The organism is Blastococcus sp. SYSU DS0619, assembly GCF_054051035.1.
Genome location: NZ_JBJHAM010000020.1, coordinates 57,718 through 74,531 on the forward strand (window position 1 = coordinate 57,718; position 16,814 = coordinate 74,531).

The 16,814-nt window shown below is 73.8% G+C and carries 14 protein-coding genes and 1 riboswitch; of the genes, 7 read left to right on the top strand and 7 right to left on the bottom strand.

The annotated features are described in order from the left end of the window. The first annotated feature begins 106 nt into the window (after positions 1-106). Entirely contained in the window at positions 107-1,900 is a 1,794-nt protein-coding gene (locus ACI79T_RS17780) for an AMP-dependent synthetase/ligase (RefSeq protein WP_456611420.1), read from the top strand. A 55-nt stretch (positions 1,901-1,955) separates the two neighbouring features. On the opposite strand, the gene ACI79T_RS17785 is transcribed toward ACI79T_RS17780, so the two are convergent. The 5 genes from ACI79T_RS17785 to ACI79T_RS17805 form a co-directional block, all read right to left on the bottom strand. Continuing rightward, the gene (locus ACI79T_RS17785; protein ID WP_456611421.1) at positions 1,956-3,092 is read right to left on the bottom strand and encodes a glycosyltransferase family 4 protein; all 1,137 of its coding nucleotides are present in this window, start codon (positions 3,090-3,092) and stop codon (positions 1,956-1,958) included. After that, a complete protein-coding gene (locus ACI79T_RS17790) occupies positions 3,089-4,372 on the bottom strand; it encodes a M48 family metallopeptidase (RefSeq protein ID WP_456611422.1) in 1,284 nt (427 codons plus the stop codon). The genes ACI79T_RS17785 and ACI79T_RS17790 overlap by 4 nt, the downstream gene beginning before the upstream one ends. 254 nt (positions 4,373-4,626) lie before the next feature. Continuing rightward, positions 4,627-5,709 (bottom strand): NlpC/P60 family protein, encoded by a 1,083-nt coding sequence (locus ACI79T_RS17795; RefSeq protein WP_456611423.1) that lies wholly within the window; start codon positions 5,707-5,709, stop codon positions 4,627-4,629. A 17-nt stretch (positions 5,710-5,726) separates the two neighbouring features. After that, positions 5,727-5,905, bottom strand: a riboswitch (cyclic di-AMP (ydaO/yuaA leader). A gap of 186 nt (positions 5,906-6,091) precedes the next feature. Continuing rightward, entirely contained in the window at positions 6,092-6,412 is a 321-nt protein-coding gene (locus ACI79T_RS17800) for a hypothetical protein (RefSeq protein WP_456611424.1), read from the bottom strand. 86 nt (positions 6,413-6,498) lie between these two features. Then, positions 6,499-8,238: a D-alanyl-D-alanine carboxypeptidase family protein gene (locus ACI79T_RS17805; protein WP_456611425.1), complete on the bottom strand. Its 1,740-nt coding sequence runs from the start codon at positions 8,236-8,238 to the stop codon at positions 6,499-6,501. Between the two features lie 196 nt (positions 8,239-8,434). Here ACI79T_RS17805 and ACI79T_RS17810 point away from each other — a divergent pair, with 196 nt between their 5' ends. Beyond that, a complete protein-coding gene (locus ACI79T_RS17810) occupies positions 8,435-10,216 on the top strand; it encodes a DEDD exonuclease domain-containing protein (RefSeq protein ID WP_456611426.1) in 1,782 nt (593 codons plus the stop codon). Continuing rightward, positions 10,213-10,497: an Lrp/AsnC family transcriptional regulator gene (locus ACI79T_RS17815; RefSeq protein ID WP_456611427.1), complete on the top strand. Its 285-nt coding sequence runs from the start codon at positions 10,213-10,215 to the stop codon at positions 10,495-10,497. Before ACI79T_RS17810 ends, ACI79T_RS17815 begins: the two co-directional genes overlap by 4 nt. A 93-nt stretch (positions 10,498-10,590) precedes the next feature. Here ACI79T_RS17815 and trpD read toward each other — a convergent pair whose 3' ends face one another. Together trpD and ACI79T_RS17825 are read right to left on the bottom strand one after the other, a co-directional pair. After that, positions 10,591-11,655: an anthranilate phosphoribosyltransferase gene (gene trpD, locus ACI79T_RS17820; RefSeq protein WP_456611428.1), complete on the bottom strand. Its 1,065-nt coding sequence runs from the start codon at positions 11,653-11,655 to the stop codon at positions 10,591-10,593. Beyond that, positions 11,652-12,080, bottom strand: a complete 429-nt coding sequence (locus ACI79T_RS17825) for a hypothetical protein (protein WP_456611429.1) — start codon at positions 12,078-12,080, stop codon at positions 11,652-11,654. Before ACI79T_RS17825 ends, trpD begins: the two co-directional genes overlap by 4 nt. A 123-nt stretch (positions 12,081-12,203) precedes the next feature. Here ACI79T_RS17825 and ctaE point away from each other — a divergent pair, with 123 nt between their 5' ends. The 4 genes from ctaE (at position 12,204) to qcrB (ending at position 16,545) form a co-directional block, all read left to right on the top strand. Beyond that, positions 12,204-12,827, top strand: a complete 624-nt coding sequence (ctaE, locus tag ACI79T_RS17830; protein WP_456611430.1) for an aa3-type cytochrome oxidase subunit III — start codon at positions 12,204-12,206, stop codon at positions 12,825-12,827. Between the two features lie 7 nt (positions 12,828-12,834). Next, positions 12,835-13,677: a cytochrome bc1 complex diheme cytochrome c subunit gene (qcrC, locus tag ACI79T_RS17835; RefSeq protein WP_456611431.1), complete on the top strand. Its 843-nt coding sequence runs from the start codon at positions 12,835-12,837 to the stop codon at positions 13,675-13,677. 73 nt (positions 13,678-13,750) lie between these two features. Beyond that, entirely contained in the window at positions 13,751-14,863 is a 1,113-nt protein-coding gene (qcrA, locus tag ACI79T_RS17840; protein ID WP_456611432.1) for a cytochrome bc1 complex Rieske iron-sulfur subunit, read from the top strand. Next, positions 14,863-16,545, top strand: a complete 1,683-nt coding sequence (qcrB, locus tag ACI79T_RS17845; protein WP_456611433.1) for a cytochrome bc1 complex cytochrome b subunit — start codon at positions 14,863-14,865, stop codon at positions 16,543-16,545. Before qcrA ends, qcrB begins: the two co-directional genes overlap by 1 nt. Positions 16,546-16,814 lie beyond the last annotated feature (269 nt).

Here is a 16,814-nt window from a genome sequence, read left to right on the forward strand (position 1 = left end):
CTCGGCTACTGCCGGGTAGCACCAGCGGCTAGATTGGCCGGGACGTCCCCGTACCGGGGCCGCGGGCGACGGTGCCTCGTGGCCGGCGGGGAGGAGAGGACCCGGCGTGCGCGAATTCAGCGTTCCTGTGACCACCGAGATCGGCCCCGACGAGGCGCTGACCGACATGCTGGCCACCAACGTAGCCGAGGCCGGCGCCGAGGTGGGGCTGCGGCGCCGCCGCGGCGGCCAGTGGCAGGACGTCACCTGGACGGAGTTCGCCGGCGAGGTCGCCGGCGTCGCCAAGGGGCTCATCGCGGCCGGTGTCGCCGCGGGTGACCGGGTCGCCCTCCAGGCGAAGACCCGCTACGAGTGGACGGTCTTCGACTACGCGATCTGGACCGCCGGCGCGGTCGTCGTCCCCATCTACGAGACCTCCAGCGCCGACCAGGTGGCCTGGATCCTGTCGGACTCCGGGGCCACCGCGGTCGTCGTGGAGCGCGACGAGCACGCCACCGCTGTCGACTCCGTCCGGGACCAGGCACCCGAGCTCAAGTCGGTCCACGTGATCGAGGACGACGCGATCGGCACGCTCACCCAGGCCGGCGCCGGCGTCCCGGACAGCGAGCTCGAGGCCCGCCGGAAGACGCTGAACGCCGACAGCCTGGCCACGCTGATCTACACGAGCGGAACCACGGGCCGGCCGAAGGGCTGCGAGCTCACCCACGGCAACTTCCTGTTCGAGATCGACAACGGCATGACGCTGCTCGGCCGGTTCATGAACACGCAGGGCTCGCTGCTGCTGTTCATCCCGCTCGCGCACGTGCTGGCGCGGGTCCTGCAGTGCGGCGCGATCAAGACCCGGACCGTCATCGGCCACACCCCGGACGTCAAGAACCTGGTCGAGGACCTCGGCGAGTTCAAGCCGACCTTCGTGCTGGCCGTCCCGCGGGTGTTCGAGAAGGTCTTCAACCAGGCCAAGGCGAAGGCCGAGGGCGACGGCAAGGGCAAGATCTTCGACCGGGCCGCCCAGGTCGCCATCGACTGGTCGCGCGCACAGGACACCGGCGGCGCCGGGCTGGGGCTGAAGCTGCAGCACGCGCTGTTCGACAAGCTGGTCTACGGCAAGCTCCGTGCCGCTCTCGGCGGCCGGTGCATGGGCGCCATCTCCGGCGGCGCGCCGCTCGGCGAGCGCCTGGGCCACTTCTTCCGCGGCATCGGTGTCCCGGTGTTCGAGGGCTACGGCCTCACCGAGACCACCGCCGCGGCCGCCGTCAACCACGAGGGCGCCTACCGCATCGGCACGGTCGGCCAGCCCCTCCCCGGGGTCGGCGCCAAGATCGCCGAGGACGGCGAGATCCTGCTGCGCGGCGGCGTCGTGATGCGCGGCTACTGGAAGAACGAGCAGGCCACCACGGAGGCCATCGACGGCGAGGGCTGGTTCCGCACCGGCGACATCGGCGAGATCGACGACGACGGCTTCATCAGGATCACCGGCCGCAAGAAGGAGATCCTGGTGACCGCGGGCGGGAAGAACGTCGCCCCCGCGGTGCTGGAGGACCGGCTGCGGGCGCACCGCCTGGTCAGCCAGTGCATCGTCGTCGGCGACCAGCGGCCGTTCATCGCCGCGCTGATCACCCTGGACGAGGAAGCCCTGCCGCAGTGGCTGACGTCCCAGGGCAAGCCGGCCGACCTCACCGTCGAGCAGGCCCGCGAGGACGCCGACCTGCAGGCCGAGCTGGACGCCGCGGTCAAGGACGCCAACAAGGCCGTCTCCCAGGCCGAGGCGATCAAGAAGTTCACCGTGCTGAGCACCGACTTCACCGAGGACAACGGGATGCTGACGCCCAGCCTCAAGCTGAAGCGGAACGTCGTCATGAAGGAGTTCAGCTCCGACGTCGACGCGCTCTACACCCGCTGAGCAGCAGACCGTCCACCGAGCCCCGTCCCGCAGCCGCGGGGCGGGGCTCGGTGCGTCAAGGGCTCCGGGTCCAGGGCTCCAGCAGGCGCGCGAAGTCGGTCGCGATGGTCGACCACGACCACCGCTGCTCGACCCAGGCCCGCCCGGCGGCCCCCATGGCGCGCGCCCGCTTCGGGTCGTCCAGCAGGCCGGCCAGGGCGGCAGCCACGGCGGCCGGTGAGCGGGGGTCCACGACGTGGCCCGTGACGCCCTCCCGCACCGCCTCCGGCGCTCCGCCGGAGGTCCCCGCGACGACCGGCCGACCGCAGGCCGCCGCCTCCAGGAAGACCATGCCGAGCCCCTCGACGTCCAGCCCGCCGCGGCGGGTGCGGCAGGGCATCGCGAAGACGTCGCCCGCCGCGTAGTGCGCGGGCAGCTCCTCGTGCCCCACCGGGCCGGTGAGGACCACGGAGTCCTGCAGCCCGGCCCTGGCCACCGCACGGCGGAGCGACGTCTCGGCCGGGCCGCCACCGACCAGCAGCAGCCGGGCGCCCGGGTGCCGGGCGAGGACCTGCGGCCAGCCGGCGACGAGCACGTCCTGCCCCTTGCGGGCGACCAGCCGGGAGACGCAGACCACGACCGGCGCCCCGCCCAGCCCGTACCGTTCGCGCACCCCCGCGCCGTCGGCCTGCGGGGTGAACCGGTCGACGTCGACGCCCGGGGACAGCTGCGCCAGGCGGGCCCGGCTCCCGAGCGCCGGCTCGAGCCGGTTCCGGGTGTACTCGCTGATGTAGGTGACGACGTCGAGTCCCGAGGCGATCCGCTGCATCACCTGGCGGCTGCCCGGCAGGGCTACCCAGCCGGTCTCGTGCCCGTGCGTGGCGCCGACGAGGTGCCGCACCCCGGCCGTGCGGAGGGCGGGGGCCAGCAGGCCCAGCGGTGCGGCCGCGCCGAAGAATGCGGTGTCGCAGCCGAACCGGTCGACGAGTTCGGCGGCAGCCCGGGCGGTGGCCCGGGTGGGCAGCAGCATCCCCGTCGGACGGCGGACCACTCGGTAGGGCAGCGCCGCGTCGTGCTCGGCGGAGCCCGGCGAGTCCGACGCCAGCACGATCAGCGAGTCCGGTGGACGGCGTGCCAGCAGCGCCGCGACGAACGTCTGGATGCCGCCCTGCCGGGGCGGGAAGTCGTTGGTGACCACCAGGGTCCGGGTCACCGCGTTCCCTCCAGGAGGCGCCAGTCCTCGGCCATCGCGATGCGCGCAGCCGTGGTCGGGTGACTGCCGAAGAACCAGTGCCAGGCGGCCGGCGGATCGGGGTCGCCGAGATTCGCCGTCGCCAGCCGCTGCTGCATGGCGATGAACGCATCCGGGTCGCGGGTGAGGTCCAGGGCGCGCAGATCGGCCCGCTCCTCGATCTGCCGGGACACCAGGTTCTGCACCGGGGTCGCGACCAATCCACCGACGGCGACCAGGAACAGCAGCAGCGGCACGACGCGGGGGTCGCCCGGCGACTCCGCCCCCGCGCGGCGCAGCAGGCGCGTCGAGCTCAGCAGCCACCCGCCCAGCGCGGTCGCCGCCCCGGCGCCGAGCGCACCCATGAGCGTGCCGGTGAGCACGTCGTCGGTGGCCACGTGCCCGAGCTCGTGGGCCACGATCGACTCGATCCCCTCGTCCGGCAGCTCGGCGAGCACCGTGTCGTAGAGGACGATCCGGCGGGTGGACCCGAAGCCGGAGACGTAGGCGTTCAGGGCCGTGGTCCGGCGTGAGGCGTCGGAGACCAGGACGTCCTGCACCGGCGTGCCGTTCGCGTCGGCCAGTGCGAGCAGGTCGGTGCGCAGCTCGCCGGCCGGCAGGGGCTCGAACGAGTTGAAGGCCGGCTCGATGACCACCGGGTAGAGGAACGAGCCGACGACGACGAAGGCGGCCGCCGCTCCCCCGGCCCAGGCCCACCAGGTGCGCGGGGCCCGCCGGACCAGCCACAGGACGGCCAGGACGACCACGGTCGTGAGAGCCGCGCTGATGGCCACCGAGACGGCGACGTCGCGCAGCCAGAGCCCCCATCCGCGGGTGGACAGGCCGTACCGGTGCCGGACCGACTCGGCGTAGGCCGACACCGGCAGCGTCACCAGGCGGCCGACCACCACGAGAGCCGGCACACCCACCAGCACCTGGACGAACCACCGGCCGCCCAGCGGAGCGGCCACCGCGCGCACCAGCCGCCCGCCGAGCCGGGTCAGGCCGAGGACCGCCGAGACGGCCAGGCCGAGGACCAGGGAGAGCAGCGACGCTGGGCGCAGCGCGGCCGCGAAGGCCTCCGCACGGTCCAGCTGCGCGGCCGCCAGCCCCGCGGTGGGGTCGGGATCGGTGTGCCCGCCGGGCGGCTCGGCCAGCAGGTCCCACGGCGTGCGGACGACGATGACGACGACGAGGGCGATGCCGAGCACGATCGCCGTCCCCAGCGCAGCCCGGGCGGCTGGCCGCCCTCCCCCGTACACCCGGCCGATCCTAGGTGCGCCGTCCGCGGGAACCCCGGGGCGGAGCGCCGAGTGCACGCCGCGCAGATCGGCTCCGGGAGCCCCATCCTCGGCGCGATCCCGTCGAGCCCGGAGAACGACGAGGGCCGGTGACCTCGGCAGAGGTCACCGGCCCTCGTGGGACGGGCGCTGTCAGCCGGCGAGCACCCCGGCCGGCCTCCGCGCCGCGGTCCGCTCCTCGCTCGCTGGCGCTCGCTGCGATGCTCCCGCGGCTGTCAGCCGGCGATCCGCCGGGCGCCGTTGTAGCTGCCCATCGCGTCCAGGCTCGCGATCTTCACCGGCTGGCCGGAGGTGGCGGCGTGCACCATCTGCCCGTTGCCGATGTACATGCCGACGTGGCTGACCGGGCTGTAGAAGAACACCAGGTCACCGGGCTGCAACTCGCTGCGGGAGACGGCCTGGCCCATCCGGGACTGCGAGGCGCTCGAGTGCGGCAGGGTCACGCCCGCGGCGGCGTAGGCGTAGGACGTCAGACCCGAGCAGTCGAAGGCGTTCGGACCGCCGGCGCCCCAGACGTAGGGGTCGCCGATCTGGGCCAGCGCGGTGTTCACGGCGACCTGCGCGGCCGAGCTGGGCGCGACGACCCCGCTGGGCGCGGGCGCGGGCAGGCTGTCGCCGCCGTGGACCCGGGCCACCTCGGCCTGCTGCGGGGCCGTGAGCGCGTCGTACCGCCGCTGGTACTCGGCGATCTTCGTCTCGAGATCCTCCTGCTTGGCGGCGATCTCGTCCACGACGCGCTGGGCCTCGGCGGCAGCCGCGGCGGCGGCGTCCCGGGACTCCTCGGCGTCCTCGGACGCCAGCGTCACCTCGGAGAGCACGTCGCTGGTGTGCCCGGCGATCACGTCGAGCGTGCCGAGCTGGGACACCAGCTGGTCCGCCGAGTCGCTGGACAGCAGGACGTCCAGCTGCGACATGCCGCTGCCGGTGTAGGCGCTGCGGGCGAGCAGGCGGACCTGCCCGTCGAGGGCGTCGAGCCGGGCCTGGGCCGCCTCCGCCGCCTCGGTCGCGACCTCGGCGTCGTGCCGGTGCGCGTCCAGGGCGACACGCGCCTCGTTCAGCTGCTCGGAGACGACCTCGAGCTCGTGGCTGGCCTCGGCCACCTGGGCGGCGACCTCGTCGGCCGTGCCGGGGACCGCGCTCGCGGTGGCGGGGAGAAGGGTGACGGTCAGGGCAGCGGCTGCGCTGACCAGCAGGCCGGAACCGACCGGTCCGAGGCGGCGGGCGCTCGCAGGGCTGCGCCGGCCGACGGTGGCGAACTGCTCAGGGGCGTGCGTCAGTAGTGCGTGAGGGGGCGCCACGTGCGGCGGCTCTCCGTTTCTTCCACTGCTACCGCCGACCGAGTTAGCTGACGGGTTCGGGCTGGGAAGACTGGCCCTATCCCCCGCGGGCCGGCGAGCCGGTCGCGGGAGAACTCACCCCAGAACTGCGGTGGGTCCCCGGTACACCTCGGGCGCCGGTGCTGCGCGCCGCGCGGTGATTAGGCGGTGTTCGGTCGAGGTCACCCTTCGACGGATGACGACCACCCGGCCGAACGGCGACGACCTTAACGACCGTGATGCGCCTGTGACAATCGGGAACGGGAGAAACGTGTGGGACGTCATTCCGTCCGACACGGCGCTCCGACCTCGGCATTCACCCGTTCGGGTGTATGCGCGGCCCGCGCACGACGGGCACCGCGGGTCAGCCCGTGCGCCATCCGGAACCCTCGCCGCCGCGGCCGTCGGAGCCGTCGGGGTGGCGCAGGGGCGGCACCAGGCCACCGTCGGCCAGCGCGCGGACGGCCCGGCGTTCCACGTCGTCGAACTCCACCACCACACCCGGCGGGGGGACCACGACGTCCTCGGCGGCAGCCGCGGCCGACCCGCCGCGGGCACGGCCGGTCATCGGGACGACGACCGGATCGATCCCCTGCCATCCCGGCGGGGCGCCGAGCAGGACGGTCACCACGCAGTCGGCGCAGCCGGTCCCCCGGACGGTGCAGGTGTCGCAGTCGATGAGCATCGCTTCTTCTCCTCCGTGAGTCGTTCCGCACGCTAGGAGGAGGCACCGACAATTCCGGCGCACCGCCGTCCGGCCGCCGGGGCGCCTCAGGTCCCGGCGTACTCCCAGTGCCAGGGCTCCTCGCGCCCGTTCCCCGGATCGGCCCAGGTGGGGTGCAGGAAGCCGAACCGGCCGGCGTGGGCGACCATCCAGGCGTACTGCCGCGTGCCGAACGTCTGGATCCCACCGCACAGGTCGACCGCGAGACCCCAGCCGTGGTTGCTGGTGCCGGGCACCGCGGCGAGGGCCGGCTTCTCGCCGTAGAGCCGGACCTGGCCGGCATAGGTCCGGTAGGAGTCGGTGATGCACAGCGGAGCGCCGAACGCGGCCGCGTAGGCCGACGACATGGCGCGGTAGGCCGCCGCCGCGTCGCAGCGCAGCGAGTGCCCGCCGACGCCCAGCGGGCACATCGCGCTCGGCGGGATGAGCCCGTTCGGATAGCCACCCCACGCTCGGGCCCCGTCGTAGCTCGGCGGGTAGACGGTGTTGCCGCACTCGGTCCGCAGGGCTCCCGCGGCAGGCCCGGGGACCGGACCCGCCGGCCGCTGGCCCAGCACCGGCCGGCCGACGGCCAGCACCTGGTCGGCCGGCAGCGTCCGCACCACCACGGCACCGGCCCGCGCGTCGGCGGCGAGCATCGTCCGCTGGTCCAGGGCGATCCCGACGTGCCCCAGTCCGGCCTCGCCGGAGCCGAGGAAGACGAGGTCGCCGGGGAGCACGTCGGCGGCGGCCACGGGGGTGGCGGTCGCGAACAGCTCCTCCTGCGTGGCCGGCAACGGGACCCCGGCCCGCCGGAAGGCGGACTCCACCAGCGTCCCGCAGTCCCAGGAGTCGGGACCGGCCGTCCCCGGCGCGTACGGCCGGCCGAGCGCCTCCATCGCCGCGCTGACCGCCGTGAGCGTCTCGGCGGGCAGGACCAGCAGCGAGGTCGGCTGCCCCGGCAGCTGCGCCACCCCGCGCTGGGCACCACCCCCCGTGGCGCCCACGGGCACCAGCCGGTCCGGCAGGCCGCGCGCGGGCTCGCGCAGCGCGGCGGCCGGCACGGTGTCGACGCCGGCGGCGCGCAACTGGTCCACGTAGGCCCGCCAGCTGGCCGCCGTCTGCTCGTTGACGTCCACCTGCTCGCGCTGCAGCCGGGACAGCTGGCCGTCGACGACCTGCAGCGCCTCGTCCAGCTCCGTCGTCACCGCGGCGGCGGAGGCCTCGAGCTCGGCGACCCGGGCGGTGACCTCGTCGGCCCGTGCCTGCGCCTGCTCGAGCGCGGACCTGGCCCGCTGCTGCTCGTCCAGCGCGGCGCGCCGGTGCCCCTCCGCGATCCCGATGACCTCGGCGGCGTGCGCGTCGACGGCGTCGAGGAACCCGAGGGCGGAGAGCACCTCGCCGGGGTCGCCCGCGCGGAGCAGGAGGGTCAGCGGGGTCAGCGCCCCGCCGTCGCGGTAGACGGCCGAGGCGTAGCCGGCGACCTCGCCCTGGTAGCCGGCCAGCACGCCCTGCGCGTCGGCGAGCGCCGCCCGGGCCTCCTCCACCCCCACCTGGGCCTCGGCGAGCGCCGCCCGGGCGGCGACGACCTCGTCCTGCCGTGCCCGGAGGCTCTGCTGGACCTCCGCCGCGCGCCGCTGCAGGTGGTCCAGGTCGCCGCTGTCGAGCACCCCGGAGGTGCCGCCCGGCTGGTCGCTGGGCGCGGCGGCCACCGGACCGGTCGGCACCAGCACCACCGCACAGGCCGCGAGGACGGCCACCGCGGCCCGGAACCGGGCCGGAGGGCGCCACCACGAGCGCGCGAGCATCGAGTTCCCTTCCCCGATCGGGCCGGCGGCACGACCGGCGTCGCCCCCGGCACGAATGGTGTCCCGCACACGCCCGGGACACCAGGTGGGAAGGCCTGCGATCTGCTCGGACCCCCCGGTCGGGGGGTCCGCGGCACCGGCGGTCCGACGGCGCGCGTCCCCGAGACTGTCGGCACCCCGCCCTAGCGTCCGCGCCGTGCCACCCGCCACCGTTCCGCCGCGCTACCAGCAGGTCACGATCGCCGACATCGGGACGCCGCTGGCCCAGGTCACCTTCGTCGTCGTCGACCTCGAGACGACCGGGGGGTCGCCGAAGGACAGCGCGATCACCGAGATCGGCGCCGTGAAGATCCGCGGCGGCCAGGTGCTCGGGGAGTTCCAGACACTGGTCGACCCGGGCCACGAGATCCCCCCGTACATCAGCGTGCTGACCGGCATCACGTCCACGATGGTCGCGGCGGCGCCGCGGATCGGGTCCGTCCTCCCGGCCTTCCTCGAGTTCGCCCGCGGCGCCGTGCTCGTCGCGCACAACGCCCCGTTCGACCTCGGCTTCCTCAAGGCGGCGTGCGCCGAGAACGGGCTGGCCTGGCCGGCCGCGGCATCGGTCGACACGGCCGTCCTGGCCCGGCGGCTGCTCAGCCGCGACGAGGTGCCCAACTGCAAGCTGGCGACCCTCGCCCCGTACTTCTCGGCCACGACGTCGCCGACGCACCGGGCGCTCGACGACGCGCGGGCCACCGTCGACGTGCTGCACGGCCTGTTCGAGCGGCTGGGGCCGCTGGGCGTCACCACCCTCGAGGAGCTCACCGGCCTGACCCGCACGGTGGACCCGGAACGCCGTCGCAAGCGGCACCTCGCCGACGCCGTCCCCCACGGCCCGGGCGTCTACCTCTTCCGCGGACCCCGGGACGAGCCCCTCTACGTGGGCACCTCGACCGACCTGCGCAGCCGGGTCCGCAGTTACTTCACCTCGGGCGAGCAGCGCAGCCGGATCACCGAGATGGTCGGCCTGGCGCAGCGGGTGGACGCCATCCCCTGCGCGCACGCACTGGAGGCGGCGGTCCGGGAGCTGCGGCTCATCGCCCGGCACAAGCCGCGGTACAACCGCCGCTCGCGCTTCCCCGAACGGGCGCTGTGGGTGCGGCTCACCGAGGAGCCGTTTCCCCGGCTGTCGGTCGTGCGCCGGGTCCGCCCCGGCGCCGGGGTCTTCCTCGGGCCGTTCCCGGACCGGCGGGCGGCCGACGCCGCGGTGGCGGCCGTGCACGAGACGCTCCCGCTGCGGCAGTGCACCGCCCGGCTCTCCCCGCGGACCCCGGTCAGCGCCTGCGCGCTGGCGGACATGGGTCGCTGCGGCGCTCCCTGCACCGGCGCCCAGTCGGTGCCGGAGTACGCCGACGTGGCCGCCGTCTTCGCCGCCGCGGTGGCCGCCGATCCGCGGCCGCTGCTCGCGCCCCTGCTGGAGCGGGTGGACCGGCTGGCGGCCGAGGAGCGGTACGAGGACGCCGCCGTGCTGCGCGACCGGGTCGCCGTGCTGGTCCGCGCCGTCCGCCGTCGGCAACGGCTGCAGTCCCTGGCGGCCGTGCCCGAGCTGGTGCTCGCCCGGCCCGACGGCGACGGCGGCTGGGAGCTGTCCGTCATCCGGCTCGGGCGGCTCGCGGCGGCCGGGAACGCCCCGCGGGGCACCACGGTCCGCAGCGTCCTGCCCGGTCTGCTGGCCACGGCCGAGACCGTCTGCGGGGCGGACGGCGAGGAGACCACGTCGGTGGACGAGACGGAGCTGGTGCTGCGGTGGCTGGAGAAGCCCGGCACCCGGCTGGTCCAGCTGACGGGGACGCTGGCCAGCCCGGCCCCCGGTACGGGGGCCTACAGCGGGTTCCTGGCGCGGGTGGAGACCGGCCGCGACGCCCGTGACCCGTTCGCCGACGGCCGGTCGCTGGGCACCCGTGCGCGCCCGGACCGGATAGCATCGCCCGCGTGATCACCGCCATCGTGATGATCGACGCCGCCACCGACTCGATCGCCGAGGTCGCGCAGGCCGTCGCCGAACTCGACGGGGTCAGCGAGGTCTACTCCGTCGCCGGTGAGGCCGACCTGATCGCCATCGTCCGCGTCCGCGAGTTCGAGCAGGTCGCCGAGGTCATCGCCGGCCGCATCAACAAGGTGCCGGGCGTGGTCGACACCGACACCCACATCGCCTTCCGCGCGTACTCGCGGCACGACCTCGAGGCAGCGTTCTCGATCGGCTTCGACACCGACTGAACCCGGGTCCGCACACCCTCCCGTCACCCCCGGGCGTCCCGCCCCGCCCGCGGCAGGTCCCGGCGGAGCAGGAGGCGGAGGCGGCGGTGCTGCTCAGCCGCGGGCGGCGCGGCTGACGGACACCCAGCGGTCCAGCAGCGCCGCGGCGCGGCCGTCGTCGACGGCCGCGGCGGCGCGTTCCAGCCCGGCCGCCAGCCCGTCGTGCAGCCGGGCGGCGTGCGCGTCGAAGGCGACCAGCGCGGCGGCGGCGTTGAGCAGCACCGCATCCCGCACCGGCCCGCGCTCGCCGTCGACCACCCGGCGGAACACCTCGGCGTTCGCGCGGGCGTCCCCGCCCCGGAGAGCGTCCGGCCCCGGCGCCGCGATGCCCAACGCCGCCGGATCAACCCGGTCGGCCTCCACGGCGCCGTCCCGCACCGTCCAGACCGCCGACGTCGTGGCGGTGGTCAGCTCGTCGAGCCCGTCGTCGCCACGGAAGACCAGGGCCCGGCTCCCCCGGGCCGCCAGCACCTCGGCCAGGACGGGCGCCATGCGCTCGTCCGCGCAGCCGATGGCCGCCGCGACCGGACGCGCCGGGTTGGTGAGCGGACCGAGGAAGTTGAAGACGGTGCCGATGCCCATCTCCCGCCGGGGGGCGGCGGCGTGCCGCATGCCCGGGTGGAACACCGGCGCGAAGAAGAAGCCGATGCCCGCCTCGCGGACGCAGCGGACGACCGCCTGCGCCGGGAGGTCGATGACCACGCCGATCGCCTCCAGGACGTCTGCGGCACCCGACGAGGACGACGCGGCCCGGTTCCCGTGCTTGGCGACCGGCGCCCCCGCTGCCGCCGTCACGACCGCAGCCATCGTGGAGATGTTGACCGTGTGCGCGCCGTCGCCGCCGGTCCCCACGATGTCGACGCAGTCCATCGGCAGCTCGACGGGGGTCGCCTGGTCGAGCATCTCGGCCGCCAGCCCGGCGACCTCCTGGGGCGACTCCCCCTTGGCGCGCAGGGCGACCGTGAACCCAGCCACCTGGGCCGGGGTCGCCTCCCCGGTCATCACCTCGCGCATCGCCCAGCGGGTGTCCTCGGCGGAGAGGTCCTGCCCGGCGAGCAGGCGGTTGAGCAGGCCCGGCCAGGTCGGCGCGGCGGACGACGGCGGCACCGACCGGCTCACCGGCTGGCCGCGGGACGGTGGGCGTGGGCGCGGATCAGGTCGGCGACGACGCCGGGCGCGACCAGCGGGTCGACCGGGAAGGGCAGGGTCCCCTCGGCGCGCGACCAGTGCGCCAGCCACCGATCGGGCTGGCGGGCGATGAGGACGCACACCGCCGGCCGGTCGGCGACCTCGACCTCGAGCTGGCGGGTCAGCGCCATGCCTCCGGTGGGCTGCGCCTCGCCGTCGAGGATGCACAGGTCGATCCCGCCGGCGTCCACGGCGGCGACCACCTCGTCGCCGGTCGAGCACTCCACCCAGGTGAGCGGACCCACGTCGGCGGCCGGGCGGCGACCGACCGCCGTCCGGACCGAATCGCGCACCTCCGCGCGGTGGCTGTAGAGCAGCACGGTGGCCGGTGCGGCGGACTTCTCGGCGGCACTCACGCGGCCGAGACTAGTGCCCGACGGCGTCATCGCAGGCCAGCCCCGTCGATCGGTATCGGACTGGTCACGTTGGCGCCACGCCCACCGCACCCGCGGTCGTGACGGGGGGCTGCCGATGCCATGATGGGCCCCGTGACAACGGCCCCCGTCGCGAGCAGCACCTTCGACACCTCGCGGGTGCACTCCCTGACCCGACCGAACATGGTCAGCGTCGGCACGATCATCTGGCTCGCCAGCGAGCTGATGTTCTTCGCCGGCCTGTTCGCCATGTACTTCACCGCGCGAGCCCGGTCCACCGAGGGGTGGCCGCCGGAGCCGACGGAGCTCAACCTCCCGTACGCCACCTTCTTCACGGTCATCCTGGTGCTCTCCTCCGTGACCTGCCAGTTCGGGGTCTTCGCGGCGGAGAACGGGAACGTCTACGGGCTCCGGCGCTGGTTCACCATCACCTTCGTGATGGGCCTGGTCTTCGTGCTCGCCCAGGCGAACGAGTACCGGGTCCTGGTGGTCGACCACGGCACGACGATCGCGTCGTCGACCTACGGCTCGGTGTTCTTCATCACGACGGGCTTCCACGCGCTGCACGTCATAGGCGGGCTTATCGCCTTCGTCTACGTGCTCATCCGGTCCACCATGGGCCGCTTCACGCCGGCACAGGCGACCTCGGCCATCGTGGTCTCCTACTACTGGCACTTCGTCGACGTCGTGTGGGTCGGGCTCTTCGCCACGATCTACCTGATCCGCTAGGGAACCGGTGTCCACCACGAACCCGCAGTCCGACGCCCCGCTCGACGACGCCGGCACCCCTGTGGTCCGCGCCCGCGCACGGCGTCGCTCCAAGCACCGCCGCCGCCTGGCCAACGCCGCCGGCCTCATGGCCTCGCTGGTGATGACCGGCGCCCTGTACTCGGTGTTCGCACCGGCCCAGGCCGCCGTCGACACCACCACCGAGTCCGCGGCCGAGGCAGCCGGGCGCGAGCTGTACGAGCGGAGCTGCATCACCTGCCACGGCGAGAACCTGGAGGGCGTCCCGAACCGGGGCCCCTCGCTCATCGGCGTCGGCGAGGCGTCGGTCTACTTCCAGGTGCACACCGGCCGCATGCCGCTGGTGCGCCAGGAGGCGGACGCCCCCGACAAGCCGGTGGTCTTCTCCGACGAGGAGATCGACCAGCTCATGGCCTACGTGCAGGCCAACGGCGGCGGACCGACCCTCCCCTCGGGGGACCTGCGCGACGGCGAGCTGGCCGAGGGCGGTGAGCTCTTCCGGCTCAACTGCGCGTCCTGCCACAACTTCGTCGGTGAGGGCGGCGCCCTCTCCTCCGGCAAGGCGGCACCCAGCCTCGACAGCTCGACCGACCTCGAGATCTACACGGCGATGCTGACCGGCCCGGAGAACATGCCGGTGTTCGGCGACAACCAGCTGACGCCGGAGGAGAAGCGCTCGATCATCGCCTACGTCCAGACCGTCCAGGACATGGCGGACCCGGGCGGCGCCGGTATCGGTCGCATGGGACCGGTCGCCGAGGGCCTGGTCATCTGGGTGGTCGGCATCAGCGCACTCATGTTCGGCATCTTCTGGATGGGCAGCAAGGCGTGAGCGAGCGGGCGAGCTCCGCAAACACCAGAGCACCTTTGGGAACGCTGACGACGCACGTCAGCGAGGAGGCAGCGTGACCACGCACGACACCCGCCCCGGCTCGACCGGCGGCGCGGACACCCCGGGACCGCTGCACGGCGGCCCGGACGAGGAGTACACCCCCGAGCGGCTCGCGAGCATGAGCCGGGAGGACCTGGACCGTCTCGGCGCCCGGCTCGACGGCGTGGAGATCCTCCACGTCGACCCGGGCCCGGAGCCGGGCTCCCGGCTGGAGAAGCGCGCGGTCCGCCAGGTCGGCCTGGCCTTCACGCTGGCCGGCGTCTTCGCCTTCCTGTTCCTGGTCGTCTACGCCGGCTCCGGCTGGTTCCTCCCCGAGTGGAACTGGGCCGTGGAGGGCACCATCTGGAGCTCCCTGTTCACCCCGCTGCTGGGGATCTTCATGGGCCTGTCGCTGACGATGGTCGGCGTCGGCCTGGTGCTCTACACGAAGAAGTTGCTGCCGCACGAGACGGCCGTCCAGGACAAGCACGACGGCTCGCACTTCGACCGCGTCACCACGGGCGCCACCCTGGTGGGCGGCCTGCACAACAGCGGCCTGGCCCGGCGCAAGCTGATCACCCGGTCGCTCGGCTTCATGGGCGCCGGCGTCGGGATCATGCTGCTGGCCCCGCTGGGCGGCCTCATCAAGAACCCCAACACGGGCAACCCGCTCGGCCGCACGTCGTGGGCCGAGGGCGTCCGCCTCCTCCGCGACGACGGCAGCCCGATCCGCCCCGGCGACCAGGAGCCCGGCTCGCTGGAGACGGTGTTCCCGGAGGTTCCCGGGGGCAACCTGGAGTCCGACGCGGCGACGATGCTCATCCGGCTCCGTCCCGAGCAGGTGCTGCAGGACGAGCCGCGCGAAGGGCAGGCGGACTTCTCCTACGGCGACTACGTTGCCTACTCGAAGATCTGCACGCACGCCGGCTGCCCGGTCTCGCTGTACGAGCAGGAGACGGGCCGCATCCTGTGCCCCTGCCACCAGTCCCAGTTCGCCGTCACCCAGGGCGCCAAGCCGGTCTTCGGCCCGGCCACCCGCTCGCTGCCGCAGCTCCCGATCACTGTCGACGACGAAGGCTTCTTCGTCGCACGCAGTGACTACATTGAGGCTGTCGGACCCACTTACTGGAACCGGGAGCGCATCTGATGGCTGCTACCGCCACTGCCCCGGGAGCACCCACCTCCCGGCTCGGCAAGGCCGCTACCGAGTTCGACGACCGGCTGATCGTCGCCGGTCCGGTCCGGCGCACGCTCAACAAGGTCTTCCCCGACCACTGGTCGTTCCTGCTCGGGGAGATCGCGCTCTACTGCTTCGTCATCCTGCTGCTGTCGGGCACGTACCTGACCTTCTTCTTCGACGCGACCATGAACGAGGTCGTGTACGAGGGGTCCTACGACCCGCTGCGCGGGACGGAGATGTCGGGGGCCTACGCCTCTACGCTGAACCTCTCCTTCGACGTCCGCGGTGGCCTGTTCATGCGGCAGCTGCACCACTGGTCGGCGCTGCTGTTCGTCGCCTCCATCGTGGTCCACCTGCTGCGCATCTTCTTCACCGGCGCGTTCCGCCGGCCGCGGGAGAGCAACTGGCTGATCGGTGTGGTCATGCTCGTGCTGGCGCTGCTCATGGGCGTCACCGGGTACACCCTCCCCGACGACCTGCTGTCGGGCACCGGTCTCCGCATCATCAGCGCGATCCTCCTGTCCATCCCGGTGATCGGGACGTGGGCGCACTTCGCCATCTTCAACGGCGACTTCGTGGGCACCGAGATCATCGGCCGCTTCTACATCGCCCACGTGCTGATCTTCCCGGCGATCCTGCTGGCGCTCATCGCGGTCCACCTGCTGATCCTGGTGAAGCAGAAGCACACGCAGTTCCCCGGCCCGGGGCGCACCGAGCACAACGTGGTCGGCAACCGGCTCTTCCCCACGTTCGCGGCGAAGGCGACCGGCCTGCTCTTCATCGTGTTCGGTGCCTGCGCCGCACTGGCGGGGCTCTTCCAGATCAACCCGGTCTGGCTGTGGGGGCCCTACAACCCGGCGCAGGTGTCGGCCGCGTCGCAGCCCGACTGGTACATCCTGTTCCTCGACGGCTCGACGCGAATCTTCCCGGCATGGGACATCAACCTCCCCGGCGACTACACGATCCCGGCGCTCTTCTGGCCGACGGTCGTGGTGGCCGGTGCGATGTTCACCGTGCTCGCGCTCTACCCGATGATCGAGCGCAAGCTCACGGGCGACACGGCGTCGCACCACCTGCTGCAGCGCCCCCGCGACGTCCCTGTCCGGACCTCGCTCGGGATGATGGGGCTGACGTTCTACTTCGTGCTGGCGATCTCGGGCGGTAACGACGTCATCGCCGACAAGTTCGACATCAGCCTGAACGCGATGACCTGGTTCGGCCGCATCGGTGTCATCGTGCTGCCGGCGATCGCGTACGTGATCACGTACCGCATCTGCCTCGGTCTGCAGCAGCACGACCGCGAGGTGCTCGAGCACGGCATCGAGACCGGCGTCATCCGCCGGCTGCCCAACGGTGAGTTCATCGAGGTGCACCAGCCCCTCGGCCCGGTCGACGAGCACGGCCACGGCCAGCTCGCCTACGGCGGGGCTCCGGTGCCCAAGCGGATGAACCAGGTGGGCGGTTCCCGCCGCGCCATCCGCGGTTTCTTCTCCCCCGTCGAGGAGCCGTCTGCGGTGGAGCTGGAGCAGCGGGGCGAGGGCCGCGGCCTCTCCGCGGCGGAGTCCGACCGGGAGCTCACCTCCTCGGGTCGTCCGTCCGAGGGCGGTCGCCCGTCCGACGGTGGTCGCCCGCAGGACCCGCGCGACTGATCAGCACGACCAGAAGGGCCCCGGTGGATCTCCACCGGGGCCCTTCTGCGTGGGCGCGTCTGCTCGGCCCGGTCCGGTCGCTCCCACGGTCGCGGTCGCGGTCGCAGGCGTGGGCGGCAGGCAGCGGGCGGCGGGAAGACCGCGAAGGACGACACCTCAGCGGGGGGGGGGGGGGGGGGGGGGGGGGGGGGGGGGGGGGGGGGGGGGGGGGGGGGGGGGGGGGGGGGGGGGGGGGGGGCGGGGGGGGGGGGGGGGGGGGGGCGGGCGGC

Bases quoted from the DNA above. Each gene is read 5' to 3' on its own strand.
- qcrB (WP_456611433.1), top strand. From the start codon at position 14,863: ATGGCTGCTACCGCCACTGCCCCGGGAGCACCCACCTCCCGGCTCGGC.
- ctaE (WP_456611430.1), top strand. From the start codon at position 12,204: ATGGGCCCCGTGACAACGGCCCCCGTCGCGAGCAGCACCTTCGACACC.
- ACI79T_RS17805 (WP_456611425.1), bottom strand. From the start codon at position 8,238: ATGCTCGCGCGCTCGTGGTGGCGCCCTCCGGCCCGGTTCCGGGCCGCG.
- ACI79T_RS17800 (WP_456611424.1), bottom strand. From the start codon at position 6,412: ATGCTCATCGACTGCGACACCTGCACCGTCCGGGGGACCGGCTGCGCC.